Below are 12,961 nucleotides of genomic sequence, written 5' to 3' on the forward strand. Positions count from 1 at the left end.
GGGCGGCGCGGCAAAGCCACGCCCTACGGTCGACTCCGATGTAGGGCGGGGATCACCCCGCCGCACCCCCTGGCAAGCGGGCGATCCGCTCGGTCAGCAGGGCGAAGTAGCCGTCCGAATCGAGCCCCCCGATGAAGGTGGCGTTTTTCGGCCGGTCCGTGACGCCCCACCAATCCGCGACCGTCATGCCCCGGGTCAGCGGCGAGTCCACCTCGATCTCGACGTTCACGTGCCGGCCGGAAAAGAGGTCGGGCTGTAGCAGCCAGGCGATGACGCAGGGATCGTGCAGGGGCGCGCCCTCGGTGCCGTATTTCTCCTTGTCGTATCGCTCGAAGAAGCCGGTCCAGCCGGCGACTACCGGCCCCACCGGGCCCGCCGCGCGGAAGGCCTCGTTGCGCGCCCGGGTCGTCAGCGCCTTATGCGTCACGTCGAGCGGCAAGACGGTCAGGGGGATGCCCGCCCGGAACACGGCATGGGCCGCTTCGGGGTCGACATAGATGTTGAACTCGGCGGCGGGGGTGATGTTGCCCACCTGGAAATAGGCGCCGCCCATCAGAACGATGCGCGCGATGCGCGGGCCGATATCGGGGGCGCGGTGCAGCGCGGTGGCGATATTAGTGAGCGGCCCCAGCGGACAGAGCGTGACCGTGCCCGGCGGCTCCCGGCGGAGGATCTCGATGATCGCGTCCACGGCATGGGCATCGGCCAGCGGCATGGTGGGATCGGGCAACTCGGCGCCGTCCAGCCCGGTCTTGCCGTGGACATGCTCGGCCGTGACGAGCGCACGGGCGATGGGCCGGTCGCAGCCGGCATGCACGCGCAGGTCGGCGCGCCCGGCCAGTTCGCAGACCATCCGTGCGTTGCGTGTGGTCAGGTGCAGCGGCACGTTTCCGGCGACGGCGGTCACGGCCAGCACCTCCAACTCGGGGGAGGCGAGGGCGAGCAGGATGGCGACGGCGTCGTCCTGGCCCGGGTCGGTGTCGATGATGATTTTCATGTGGACATCTGTGCCGCGCGCTCTCGGATTGTCCAGCCCGTCCCCTCGGAGCTTCGGCGCCGGATCGGGCCGATGATGTCCGGCAGGACGGAAGAGGTTCCGCTACTCCGTCTTCTCCGCTCGCTTTGCCGCGTCCCAGAGCGCATCCATCTCCGCCAGGTCCGACTCGGCCGGGGTCTTGCCCTGCGCGGCCAGGGCGTCCTCGATCGACCGGAACCGCCGCTCGAACTTCGCGTTCGCGGCCCGCAGCGCGCCCTCGGGCTCCACGCCCAGATGCCTCGCCAGGTTGGCCATGACGAAGAGCATGTCCCCCATCTCCTCGGCCAGGGCCTCGGGCCCCAGCGTCTCCCGCGCCTCGACCAGTTCCGCCGCCTCCTCGCGCAGCTTATCCAGCACCATCCCCGTCTCGGGCCAGTCGAAGCCGACCCGGGCCGCCCGGTTCTGCAACTTCACCGCCCTGAGCAGCGCCGGCAGCCCCAGTGCCACCCCGTCCAGCACACCGCCCGTCCGCTCCCGTGCCTTCGCCGCTTCCCAATCGGCCACCTGCTGCTCCGCCGACTTGTCGCGCGAGGCGTCGCCCCAGATATGAGGGTGCCGGTCGACCATCTTTTGCGCCACGCGCTCGGCCACGGCGTGGAAGTCGAAGCGCCCCTCCTCCTCGCCCATGCGCGCGTGGTAGACGACCTGAAGCAGCAGATCGCCCAGTTCGCCCTCCAACTCGTCCCAGGCCTCGCGCTCGATGGCGTCGGCGACCTCATAGGCTTCCTCGATCGTGTAGGGGGCGATCGAGGCGAAATCCTGCTCGATATCCCAGGGGCAGCCCGTCTTGGGGTCGCGCAGCCGGGCCATGATGGCGAGCAAACGGTCCAGCCCGCCGCCTTTCCGAAGACAGATGTCGTCCATTGCGCGTCCCTCCGATCCGGGCCATGTGGCGCGAGACCCGCCCGGAGAACAAGCCATGCCCGTCATCAATTCCATCGCCGCCCTGGAACCCGAGATGCGCGAATGGCGCCGTTGGCTGCACCGCAACCCGGAGCTTCAGTTCGACCTGCCCAAGACGGCCGGATTCGTCGCGGAGAAGCTGCGCGCCTTCGGCGTGGACGAGATCCACGAGGGCATCGCGCAGACCGGGATCGTCGCGATCATCAAGGGGCGCGGGCCCGGCCCGACCATCGGGCTCAGGGCGGATATGGACGCGCTGCCGATCCACGAGGCCTCCGGGGTGGAGCACGCTTCCGAGACGCCTGGGAAGATGCATGCCTGCGGCCATGACGGGCACACCACGATGCTGCTGGGCGCGGCGAAATATCTGGCGGAGACGCGTAATTTCTCGGGCCGCGTGGCGCTGATCTTCCAGCCCGCCGAAGAGGGCGGCGGCGGCGGCGAGGTCATGGTCCGCGAAGGCATCATGGACCGCTTCGAGATCGCTCAGGTCTACGGCATCCACAACGCGCCCAACTTCGCCGAGGGCGCGTTCTACACCACGCCCGGGCCGATCATGGCGGCGGTCGACACGTTCCATATCGACATCACCGGCAAGGGCGGGCACGGGGCCATGCCGCATGAGACCCGCGACCCGATCGTCGCCGCGCTGGGCATCGGGCAGGCGATCCAGACGATCGTGTCGCGCAATCATTATGCGTTGGACGAACTGGTCGTCTCGGTCACGCAGATCCATGCGGGCACCGCCGACAACATCGTCCCCGGCACCGCCTATCTGGGCGGCACCGTCCGCACCTTCGATCCGGTCGTGCAGGACATGGTCGAGCGGCGCCTCTCCGAGATCGCCGCGGGGCAGGGGGCGAGCTACGGTGTCAGCGCCATCTGCCGCTATGAGCGCGGCTATCCGGCGACCGTCAACGATGCGGAGCGCGCGCGGTTCGCGGCCGAGGTCGCCGCTGATGTCGTGGGCGCGGCGCGCGTGACCCCGGATGCGGGGCGCGAGATGGGGGCGGAGGATTTCAGCTACATGCTGAACGCCCGTCCGGGCGCCTATCTCTTCCTGGGCGCGGGGCCGGGGCCGGTGCTGCATCACCCGGAATACGACTTCAACGACGCGGTGGCGCCGGTCGGCGCCAGCTTCTTCGCGCGCGCGGTGGAGATGGCGCAGCCGCTGTGACGACCGGGGTCGATTGGCCTGTCACCGGGACGGACGCGCTGCGGGCTAAGACGCGGCTCTCTGCCGTGCGCGTGGGATGCCGTTCTTACTAAGACGGCAGCACGGCGCTTGAGCGGCGCGGAGGCTGTCTGACACAGCGGAGCCAGGCGCGAGACGGGGCCGATCCGCCGGGGGGCTCAGGGCTCCGGCGCGATCAGGCTTTCCTGTAGGCGCGCGCGCAGGGCCTCCGGGGTCCAACCGGCCTCCCGATAGACCGAGATCGCGCGCGCGTCGTCGCGCTTGGCCAGCCGCTTGCCCGCCGCGTCCCGCACCAGCGCGTGGTGATGGTAGTCGGGCGTGGGCAGGCCCAGCAGCCGTTGCAGCAGCACATGGATCGGCGTCGCCTCGAACAGATCCGCCCCGCGGACGACATGGGTGATGCCCTGCGCGGCGTCGTCTAGCACGACAGACAGATGGTAGGAGGTGCCGAAATCCTTTCGCGCCAGGACCACGTCGCCGACCTTCGCCTCCATATCGGCCTCGGAGGTCCAGATCGTCCCGCTCCCCATCACGCCGCCGAATTCGTGGAATGGCAGGCCCCCGTGGCCGTTCCGTAGGGTCTCGGTCGTGCCGATCAGAGCCTCCCGCATCAGAAGCCGCAGATGCGCGTCCTCGGGCGGGGCCATCTGCCGTTCGGCATGGTCCGGGCGTCGATGGCGGCAGGTGCCGGGATAGATCGGGCCGTCGGGGCCGGCGCCCTCCTGCGGGGCCGAGATTGCCGCGGCAATGTCCCGCCGCGTGCAGGTGCAGGGATAAAGCAATCCGCGTCTCCAGAGATCGCCGAGCGCCGCGCGATAGCTCTCCATCCGCTCGGACTGGCGCATCGGAGGGGCGTCCCACTCGATGCCCAGCCATTCCAGATCGCGCTTGAGCTGGTCTTCCCATTCGAGCTTGGAGCGCTGCCGGTCGATATCCTCGATCCGCAGCAGGAACGCGCCGCCCGCGGCCCGCGCCATGTCATGGGCCATCCAGGCGGACCAGGCGTGACCCAGATGCAGCGGCCCGGTGGGCGAGGGCGCGAAGCGCGTCTTCACGCCCGGCGCAGGACGTAGACCGTGGAGGCGCGCGCGCCCTCTTTCTCCGGCAGATGGGGGCCGTGCTGCGCCCAAAGGATCCTGTGCCCGGCCAGCTGCGCCTCCATCAGCGCCGTCTGATAGTCCGCCTGCGCCAGGGTCGCCTCGTTATAGCTGAAGGCCAGCAGCGCCCCGGGGGCCATCCTGTCCAGGAGCGCGGTCAGCGTCTCGGCAGGCGCCGCGCCGATGCTGACGACCCCGACCGCCGTCACCGCGGCATGGCCGGTCAAATCGGGCACCTCGCCCAGGGTCCCGGGGAGCAGCTTGCGATAGACGCCCTTGGCCCGGGCCTCCTCCAGCATTTCGGGGGTCACGTCGGTGCCGTCGATGGTGGTGAAGCCCGCCTCGGCCAAGGCCGCGCCCGATAACCCCGTTCCGCAGCCGAAATCGAAGACCGGAGCGGTCCGGTCTTCCAGGTGATCGGCGAGCGCGGCGGCGGCGCGCATCGGCGTGGCATAGCCCGCGGCTAGCACATCGGCGTCGTAATTGCCGGCCCATTGCGAATAGAGGTCGCGCGTCTCCTCCGGCGGGCGGGGCGCCCAGAGCCCCTTTGGCATCGACCCGCTCATTCCGCGGCCACCTTGAGCCCGAGCCACTCCGTCCAGGCCGCCTTGGCCCGGTCGGTATAGAGCTTGTAGCGCTCCTTCCGGTTGCGCCGCCCGCCGCGCGCGTCGACCGGGGGAAACAGGCCGAAATTGACGTTCATCGGCTGGAAGGTCTTCGCCTCCGCACCGCCGGTGATGTGGGTGACGAGCGCGCCCATCGCCGTCGTCGCGGGGATGTCGGGCAGGGTGCGGCCCTGGATCTCTGCCGCGGCCAGACGTCCGGCCAGCAGGCCCATCGCGGCCGACTCGACATAGCCCTCCACCCCGGTGATCTGGCCGGCGAAGCGGATATGCGGCTTGGAGCGCAGGCGCATCTGCGCGTCGAGCAGCGTGGGCGAGTTGATGAAGGTGTTGCGGTGGATGCCGCCGAGACGGGCGAAGGCGGCGTTCTCCAGCCCGGGGATCATCGCAAAAACAGCCTTTTGCGCGCCGTACTTCATCTTGGTTTGAAAGCCGACGATGTTGTAGAGCGTGCCCAGCGCGTTGTCCCGGCGCAGCTGCACCACGGCATAGGGCTTGCGGTCCGGCGCATGTGGATTGGTCAGGCCCACGGGCTTCATCGGGCCGAAGCGCAGCGTCTCGCGCCCGCGCTCGGCCATGACCTCGATGGGCAGGCAGCCGTCGAAATAGCCCGCCGTCTCGCCCGGCTTGAACTCCGTCTTCTCAGCGGCGAGCAGGGCGTCGATGAACGCCTCGTACTGCTCCTTGGTCATCGGGCAGTTGATATAGGCGGTCCGCTCTTCCTCGGTCTCGCCCTTGTCATAGCGGGACTGCCGCCAGGCGACGTCCATGTCGATCGTGTCGGCATGGACGATGGGCGCGATGGCGTCGAAGAAGGCGAGGCTGTCCTGCCCGGCTTCGTCCGCGATGGCCTGGGCCAGCGCGCTGCCGGTCAGGGGGCCGGTGGCGATGATCCAATGGCCGGCGCGGGGGAGCGCGCTCACTTCCTCGCCGACGACCTCGACCAGGGGATGGGCGCGCAGCCGCTCCGTCACGGCCTCGGCGAAGGGATCGCGATCGACGGCGAGCGCGCCGCCCGCGGGCAGGCGGTGACGGTCGGCCATCTCCATGATCAGACCGCCTGCCGCGCGCATCTCCCAATGGAGCAGGCCCACGGCGTTCTGCTCCGAGTCGTCGGAGCGGAAGGAGTTGGAGCAGACCATCTCGGCCAGGCTGCCGGTGCGGTGGGCGAAGGTGCCGACCTTTGGGCGCATTTCGTGGATGACGACGGGCACGCCCGCCTGCGCGGCCTGCCATGCGGCTTCGGAGCCGGCCATGCCGCCGCCGACGATGTGAAGTGTCTCGGTCATGGGCCCAACATAGACCGCCGCGCGCGCGAAGGGGAGGGGTCAGGCGTGACCCGCGGGCGGCTCTGTCCGGCAGATCCAGTCGACCACCGACCGCAGGATCGCGTCGTTATGGCGGGTCTCGTGATAGGTGATCCAAAGTTCGCCCTGAATGCTGTTGCCCTCCAGCTGGGCGGCGACGAAGCCGTCGCTGGGGGCGACCGAGAAATCCGGCAGCACGCCGGGAAGGCCGGTCATGCGGATCAGCTGATGGACCAGGGGCATCTCCTCGACCCGGTAGCGCGGTTCGTCCCGGGCGTCGCGATAGATCTCCTTGAGAAGGTTCGCGTCCGGATAGCGGTTCGACAGCCCGATCCACTCCCCATTCAGGACGTGGTCGCGTCCGTGATAGACCCTCATGGCGTAATCGCGGAACTTGCGTGCCTTGAGGCGTCCGCCCTCGGGCCGGCCGATGCGGATCTGGATATCCGCCTCGCCCAAGCCTTGGGCAAAGACCTTGTCGGTCAGGGTGATGACGACGTTCGGAAAGAGATGCACCAGCTCCGGGAGCCGCGGGAGCAGGTAATGGGTATGCACCGCGGGCGGGGCCGCGATGTCCAGCCCGATCCGCGCCGTCTTGTCGATGGAGCGGATCGTCCCGATCTCGGAGCGCAGGCGGTGCTCGATCGCCTCGGCGACCTCGGCCAGACGGTCGGCGGCCGAGGTGCTGACAAAGCCCTGGCCGCGCTTCTTGAAAAGCGGCAGGTCCAACTCCTGGCTCATACGGTCCAGGCGGCGGGAGACGGTGGCGACGTTGGTGTTGAGATGGCGCGCCGCAGCCGACATGGTGCCGTGCCGCTTCATGGCGAGGACGAACTTCAGATCGTCCCAGTTTTCCAGGTGCATCGCGCCGCTCCTCGAGGGTGAATCACCGTTCGCGATTCAACCTAGACTACATCGGATGATAGAGAGAAGCGCCAAGCGCATGGCAAATCCGCGCGGCCCCGAGGGGCCGCCCTGTCAGGTATCGCCGCCCTCCGATGCCCCCTCGGCGTCCGCCGCCGTGCCGGAATCGGCGACACGGGCAACCGAGACGACCTTCTCGCCGCCGCGCGTGTCGAAGACGCGGACGCCCCCGGCACTGCGCGAGCGGAAGGAGATGCCGTCCACCGGCACGCGGATCGACTGGCCGGTCGAGGTGGCGAGCATGATCTGGTCGTCCATGTCGACCGGGAAGGCCGAGACGATGGCCCCGCCGCGCGCGGCCTTGTCCTGGGCGCTGACGCCCATGCCGCCGCGCCCGCGCACGGGATAGTCATGCGACGACGACAGCTTGCCCGCGCCGCCCTCGGTGATCGTGAGGATCAGGTCTTCGGCGGCGGACATCTCGACATAGCGCTCGTTCGAGAAATTGGGGTCGGCCGGGGCCTCTTCCTCCTCGCCCTCCGCCTCGTCGGAGAGCCCGGCCATGGCGCGGCGCATCTTGAGATAGGCGGTGCGCTCCTCGGAGGTGGCGTCGAAATGGCGGATCACGGCCATCGAGACGACGGCGTCGTCCTCGCCCAGCTTGATCCCGCGCACGCCGGTCGAGGCGCGCGAGTTGAAGACCCGCACATCGGTCGCCGGGAAGCGGATCGCGCGGCCGGAGCGGGTCACGAGGAACACGTCGTCATCGTTCGAGGCGATGCGCGCGTTGATGAGTTTCCAGCCCTCGGTGTCCCCCTCGAACTTCATGGCGATCTTGCCGTTCGCCTTCACATTGGCGAAGTCGTCCAGCCGGTTGCGGCGCACCGTGCCGTGGTCGGTGGCGAAAACGACCTGAAGCTCGTCCCAGTGGTCCTCGTCGCGGTCGATGGGCAGGATCGCGGCGATGCCCGTGCCGATCTGGATCGGCAGCAGGTTGACCAGCGCCTTGCCCCGCGCCGTCCGTCCGCCTTGGGGCAGACGCCAGGTCTTGAGTTTGTAGACCATCCCGTCGGTGGTGAAGAACAGAAGCGGCGTGTGGGTGTTGGCCACGAAGAGCGTCGTGACGACGTCGTCCTCCTTGGTGGCCATTCCGCCCAAGCCCTTGCCGCCGCGCCGCTGGGCGCGGAACTCGTGCAGAGGCGTCCGCTTGGCATAGCCCGAGGCGGTGATGGTCACGACCATGTCCTCGCGCTCGATAAGATCCTCGTCCTCCATGTCGCCGGACCAGTCGGTGATCTCGGTGCGGCGATCCACGGCGAACTGGCCGCGCACCTCGCGCAACTCGTCCGAGATGATGTCGAGGATGCGCTGGCGGCTGCCCAGGATGTCGAGGTAGTCGACGATCTTCTTGGCCAGTTCCTCCAACTCGTCGGTGACTTCCTTGACGCCGAGCTGTGTCAGGCGCTGGAGCCGCAGCTCCAGGATGGCGCGGGCCTGCCGCTCCGACAGGTTGTAGGTGCCGTCGTCGTTGGGCGTGTGGGTCGGGTCGTCGATCAGCTCGATATAGGGCAGGATCTCGCCGGCGGGCCAGCGCCGCTCCATCAGGCGGCGGCGGGCGTCGGGCGTGTCGGCGGAGGCGCGGATGGTCGCGACCACCTCGTCCACGTTCGACACCGCAACCGCCAGACCGCAGAGCACATGCGCCCGATCCCGCGCCTCGTTGAGCAGATAGGCGGTGCGGCGGGCGATCACGTCCTCGCGGAAGTCCAGGAAAGCGGTGAGGAAGCCGCGCAGGGTCAGCTGCTCCGGCTTGCCGCCGTTCAGCGCCAGCATGTTGCAGGGAAAGCTGGTCTGCATCGGGGTGAAGCGGAACAGCTGGTTGAGCACGACATCGGGTGTGGCGTCGCGCTTCAGCTCGATGACGACGCGGACGCCGACGCGGTCCGACTCGTCCTGGACATGGGCGATGCCCTCGATCCGCTTTTCCTTGGCGGCGTCGGCGATACGCTGGATCATCGTGGCCTTGTTGACCTGATAGGGCACCTCGTCGACGATGATCGCGTAGCGGTCCTTGCGGATCTCCTCGACCCGGGTCTTGGCCCGCATGATGACCGAGCCGCGTCCTTCCAGATAGGCTTTGCGGATGCCCGAGCGGCCCAGGATGATCCCGCCGGTCGGAAAGTCTGGGCCGGGCACGTAGTCGATGAGCTGTTCGGAGGTCAGGTCCGGGTTCTCGATCAGCGCGAGGCAGGCGTCGATCACCTCTCCCAAATTGTGCGGCGGAATGTTCGTCGCCATGCCCACCGCGATGCCGCCCGCGCCGTTGACCAGCATGTTCGGGAAGCGGGCGGGAAGGACGGCGGGCTCCTTGTCCTTGCCGTCGTAGTTATCGACGAAATCGACCGTGTCCTTGTCGATATCGGCCAAAAGCGCGCCGGCCGGCTTGTCCATCCGCACCTCGGTATAGCGCATGGCCGCCGGGTTATCCCCGTCCATCGAGCCGAAATTGCCCTGACCGTCCAAGAGCGGCAGCGACATCGAGAAGTCCTGCGCCATGCGCACCAGCGCCTCGTAAATCGCCGAGTCGCCATGGGGGTGATACTTGCCCATCACATCGCCCACGGGTCGCGCCGACTTGCGGTAGGGCTTGTCATGCGTGTTTCCGGTCTCGTGCATCGCATAGAGGATGCGCCGGTGCACCGGCTTCAACCCGTCGCGCAGATCGGGGATCGCGCGGGAGATGATGACCGACATCGCGTAGTCCAGAAAGGACGCGCGCATCTCGTCCACGATGGCCACGGTGGGGCCGTCATGGGGCATGACCTCGCGCGGGGCGTCGCCGTCATCTTCGGGTGTGGTCGGCTCGTCACTCATGCTCGTCTCCGCCTGGCGCCTTCGGCCCGATATCTCGTTGTGATCGCTTCTAGCACCCACCTTATGTGGTCTCAACGTGTCGCTGTGGCAAGATTTGGCAGCCACCGGGCCGACCTGCCAGCAGCTTGTTTTCATTGATTAGAAAGAGCGTCGTGCCAGACTGAACCCTGGGAGGCAGCGACTCAGGAGGAAAGGAGTGGCAATGACCGAAGAACCCCGCAGCGAGATGGAGCTCATGCTCTCCGGATACGGGCTGACGACGGCGGAGATGTTTTACCGGATGCCCGACCATCCCAGCGTCCTCAATACCTTCGTCTGGCAAGACTATGATCTCGCGCCCGATCATCCCCGCCTGTTCCGCTTCATCGAATACTGGGGGGAAGAGATCGAGGGGCCGCTCCATTCCGTTCGATTCTGCCATCGCAAGCTGATCGCACCCGGAGAGTGGCGGCATGTGACGGGCGAGTTCCGCGTCCATTAGCGACGCGGCTGGTTCTCAAGCGGCTGTCGGTTTGGCCTGAGCGCCGAAATTTTCACCGGTCCCTTGGGGGGACGCGGCGATCTCGGTGGCATCTCGACCGCCGCGCGAGGCGAGGCGCAAAGGGCGGCCCGCGCCGCGCGGAACGCGGCGCATGCCGATCTGTATGGCGACGCGTTCTGCCTGGTGCACACCACCGTGCCGGTCGCCTGTGCCGTCGGAGGCTGAAGCGGCATATGTCGGGCGAGACGGTCGGCGCGGTCGGTCACGTCACCGTCCCAAGCTGCCACTCAGGCGCGCGACGTCGGTCCCACCTCGAATCGGCGCTCAGACCCGCGCACGGACCGCCATGAACCAGATCCCCGCGAGGGCCAGAGACAGCAGGGCGTTCCACCCCGCCATACTGATCCAAAACAACTGCCACACGATCTCGTCGCACATGATCACCGTGTCGGCAATTTCCGTGCTGAGCAGATCCGCGCCGGTCAGCGCGGACAAATCGCCGCCGGTCCCGGTGCAACTCGTCGGGCCGGGCCAGAAGCCTTGTTCCACCCCGGCGTGATAGAAGCCGATCCCGGAGGTGGTCAGCGCCGAAAGTCCCGCCAGCGCCGCCGTCACCCGCGGCGCCACACCGGCCAGCGCGGCGATCCCGAACAGGATCGCGGCGGCATGAGGCCAACGTTGCCACAGGCACATCGCGCAGGGCGCGTAGCCGAATGCCTGAAATAGAAACGCACCACCGAGCAGGCCGACATGGCCCAACGTCGCGGCGGCGATCAGACGGAAACGGGTCATAAGCTCCCCACTAGTACGAAGCTGCCTATTAAAAGCACCACAAAGAGGCTCGATAGCAAGCCGAGACGACGCTCGACGAAGACGCGGATCGGCGGCCCGAACTTCCAAAGCAGGCCCGCGACGAGGAAGAACCGCGCCGCCCGTGCAAAGACCGAGGCGACGAGGAACAGCGGCACCGACATGCCGGTCGCCCCGGACAGGATCGTGACCACCTTGAAGGGCAGGGGCGTGAAGGCCGCGATGGCCACCACCCAAGCGCCGTATTCGTTATAGGTCGCGGTGAAATCGTCGAAGCTGTCGGCCTTGCCCAGCGCCGTCAGTACCGGCTCTCCCACCGTCTCGAAGGCCAAGGCGCCGATCGCATAGCCCATCAGCGCCCCCGCCACCGACGCGGCGGTGCAGACGAAGGCGATGAGCCAGGCGCGGTGCGGCGCAGCCAGCACCATCGGCAGCAGCATCACATCCGGCGGGATCGGAAAGACCGAACTCTCGGCGAAGCTCACGAGCGCCAGCGCCCAGAGCGCGTGCGGATGGGCGGCCAGCGCCAGGGTCCAATCGTAAAGGCGGCGGATCATGGGCTCGCGGTCACACGGAACCTGAGTTAGGTCAAGATGGTTCGCCATATGCGACGGGACCGGGAGGGCGTCATGCGTTGGAAGGGCCGCAGAGGAAGCGTCAATATCGAGGACCGACGCCGGCGCGGCCGAGGCGACAGCGGGTGGCTCGGACCTGTCGGAGGCGGCGGGCTTCTGATTATCCTGCTGCTCGGCTGGTTCCTGGGCATCGACGTCTCTCCGCTGCTCAACGGCCTGTCTCAGGTGCAGCCGCAGACCGCCGAAGTAGAAGAGCGGACGCTGACCCCGGCCGAAATCGAAGAAGGGCAGTTCGTTTCGGTCGTGCTGGCCGACACGGAGGCGGTTTGGGGCGAGGTTTTCGACCGTCAGGTCGGGGAAAGCTACGATCCGGCGACGCTGGTGCTTTTCTCCGAGATCACGCAATCGCCTTGCGGCGGCGCATCTGGCGCGACCGGGCCGTTCTACTGCCCCGCGGATCGGAAGGCCTATCTCGACACCGCGTTCTTCACCACGATGGAACGGCGGCTGGGCGCGGGCGGAGATTTCGCCGCCGCCTACGTCGTCGCCCATGAGATCGCCCATCACGTCCAGAACGAACTCGGCATTCTCGGACAAGCCAACGCCCTGCGCGCGCGGGTCAGCGATGCGCAGAGCAACGCGATCTCGGTCCGGATCGAGTTGCAGGCCGATTGCTTCGCAGGCATCTGGGCGCACGGGGCCCAGGCGCAGTTCGGCGCGCTGGAGCCCGGCGATGTCGAGGAGGCCGTCAACGCCGCGCGCCAGATCGGCGACGACACGCTCGCGCGCGTCTCTGGCCGGGTGCCGCAGCCGCACACCTTCACCCATGGCACCTCCGAGCAGCGCGCCCGCTGGTTCATGACCGGGTATCGCGCGGGCGACATTCTCGCCTGCGATACGTTCTCGACCGATCGGCTGTGATTGACGGCCGCGCGCTCTGGGGATAGGGGCCAAGGCGGCGCAAGGCCCGTGTGGCGGAATTGGTAGACGCAGCGGATTCAAAATCCGCCGCCGCAAGGCTTGCCGGTTCGAGTCCGGCCACGGGTACCACGCCGAGTCCTCCCCCTATCAACGATTCGCCCCGAGGCTGATCTCTGTCTCAGGTCCGTGACCAGATTTTTCCTCGGTCTTCGGACCGCAGGCGGAAACAGAGAATTTTCAATATCGGTGAAAGCGGGCGGCCGATCTGAGCCGGA

Annotated in this window: 12 protein-coding genes and 1 tRNA gene; 4 read left to right on the forward strand and 9 right to left on the reverse strand. The window is 67.8% G+C overall.

All coding sequences use genetic code 11. The features are described from left to right. Positions 1-52 precede the first annotated feature (52 nt). A complete protein-coding gene (locus DTQ71_RS08950; RefSeq protein ID WP_109563957.1) occupies positions 53-997 on the reverse strand; it encodes a nucleoside hydrolase in 945 nt (314 codons plus the stop codon). A gap of 102 nt (positions 998-1,099) precedes the next feature. After that, positions 1,100-1,900, reverse strand: coding sequence for a nucleoside triphosphate pyrophosphohydrolase (gene mazG / locus DTQ71_RS08955; protein WP_109563958.1), 801 nt, complete (start codon positions 1,898-1,900; stop codon positions 1,100-1,102). Positions 1,901-1,955: 55 nt separating this feature from the next. On the opposite strand from mazG, the gene DTQ71_RS08960 reads away from it, so the two are divergent. Next, positions 1,956-3,116: a M20 aminoacylase family protein gene (locus tag DTQ71_RS08960; RefSeq protein WP_109563959.1), complete on the forward strand. Its 1,161-nt coding sequence runs from the start codon at positions 1,956-1,958 to the stop codon at positions 3,114-3,116. Between the two features lie 176 nt (positions 3,117-3,292). Here the strand turns inward: DTQ71_RS08960 and gluQRS are convergent, their stop codons facing one another. The 5 genes from gluQRS to gyrA form a co-directional block, all read right to left on the reverse strand. Continuing rightward, the gene (gene gluQRS / locus DTQ71_RS08965; RefSeq protein WP_109563960.1) at positions 3,293-4,189 is read right to left on the reverse strand and encodes a tRNA glutamyl-Q(34) synthetase GluQRS; all 897 of its coding nucleotides are present in this window, start codon (positions 4,187-4,189) and stop codon (positions 3,293-3,295) included. Continuing rightward, positions 4,186-4,797, reverse strand: coding sequence for a class I SAM-dependent DNA methyltransferase (locus DTQ71_RS08970; protein WP_109563961.1), 612 nt, complete (start codon positions 4,795-4,797; stop codon positions 4,186-4,188). Before DTQ71_RS08970 ends, gluQRS begins: the two co-directional genes overlap by 4 nt. After that, positions 4,794-6,143 carry a methylenetetrahydrofolate--tRNA-(uracil(54)-C(5))-methyltransferase (FADH(2)-oxidizing) TrmFO gene (trmFO, locus tag DTQ71_RS08975; RefSeq protein ID WP_109563962.1) on the reverse strand — a complete coding sequence of 450 codons (1,350 nt, stop codon included), beginning with the start codon at positions 6,141-6,143 and terminating at the stop codon, positions 4,794-4,796. Before trmFO ends, DTQ71_RS08970 begins: the two co-directional genes overlap by 4 nt. A 39-nt stretch (positions 6,144-6,182) precedes the next feature. Next, positions 6,183-7,025 carry a LysR family transcriptional regulator gene (locus DTQ71_RS08980; protein WP_109563963.1) on the reverse strand — a complete coding sequence of 281 codons (843 nt, stop codon included), beginning with the start codon at positions 7,023-7,025 and terminating at the stop codon, positions 6,183-6,185. Positions 7,026-7,139: 114 nt separating this feature from the next. Further along, complete coding sequence (gene gyrA / locus DTQ71_RS08985) at positions 7,140-9,899, reverse strand: DNA gyrase subunit A (protein ID WP_109563964.1); 2,760 nt, start codon at positions 9,897-9,899, stop codon at positions 7,140-7,142. A gap of 202 nt (positions 9,900-10,101) precedes the next feature. Between gyrA and DTQ71_RS08990 the strand changes: the two genes are divergently transcribed. Beyond that, the gene (locus DTQ71_RS08990) at positions 10,102-10,380 is read left to right on the forward strand and encodes an usg protein (protein ID WP_172500047.1); all 279 of its coding nucleotides are present in this window, start codon (positions 10,102-10,104) and stop codon (positions 10,378-10,380) included. A gap of 324 nt (positions 10,381-10,704) precedes the next feature. Here DTQ71_RS08990 and DTQ71_RS08995 read toward each other — a convergent pair whose 3' ends face one another. Together DTQ71_RS08995 and DTQ71_RS09000 are read right to left on the reverse strand one after the other, a co-directional pair. Continuing rightward, on the reverse strand, positions 10,705-11,172 hold the full coding sequence (locus DTQ71_RS08995) for a disulfide bond formation protein B (RefSeq protein ID WP_109563965.1): 468 nt from the start codon (positions 11,170-11,172) through the stop codon (positions 10,705-10,707). Next, entirely contained in the window at positions 11,169-11,747 is a 579-nt protein-coding gene (locus DTQ71_RS09000; RefSeq protein WP_109563966.1) for a YqaA family protein, read from the reverse strand. Before DTQ71_RS09000 ends, DTQ71_RS08995 begins: the two co-directional genes overlap by 4 nt. Positions 11,748-11,819: 72 nt before the next feature. Here DTQ71_RS09000 and ypfJ point away from each other — a divergent pair, with 72 nt between their 5' ends. Both ypfJ and DTQ71_RS09010 read left to right on the forward strand, forming a co-directional pair. After that, a complete protein-coding gene (gene ypfJ, locus DTQ71_RS09005) occupies positions 11,820-12,686 on the forward strand; it encodes a KPN_02809 family neutral zinc metallopeptidase (protein ID WP_109563967.1) in 867 nt (288 codons plus the stop codon). Positions 12,687-12,730: 44 nt separating this feature from the next. Further along, a tRNA-Leu gene (locus DTQ71_RS09010) sits at positions 12,731-12,815 on the forward strand. Positions 12,816-12,961 lie beyond the last annotated feature (146 nt).

This window comes from Jannaschia seohaensis, assembly GCF_900116765.1.
Classification (GTDB): domain Bacteria; phylum Pseudomonadota; class Alphaproteobacteria; order Rhodobacterales; family Rhodobacteraceae; genus Jannaschia; species Jannaschia seohaensis.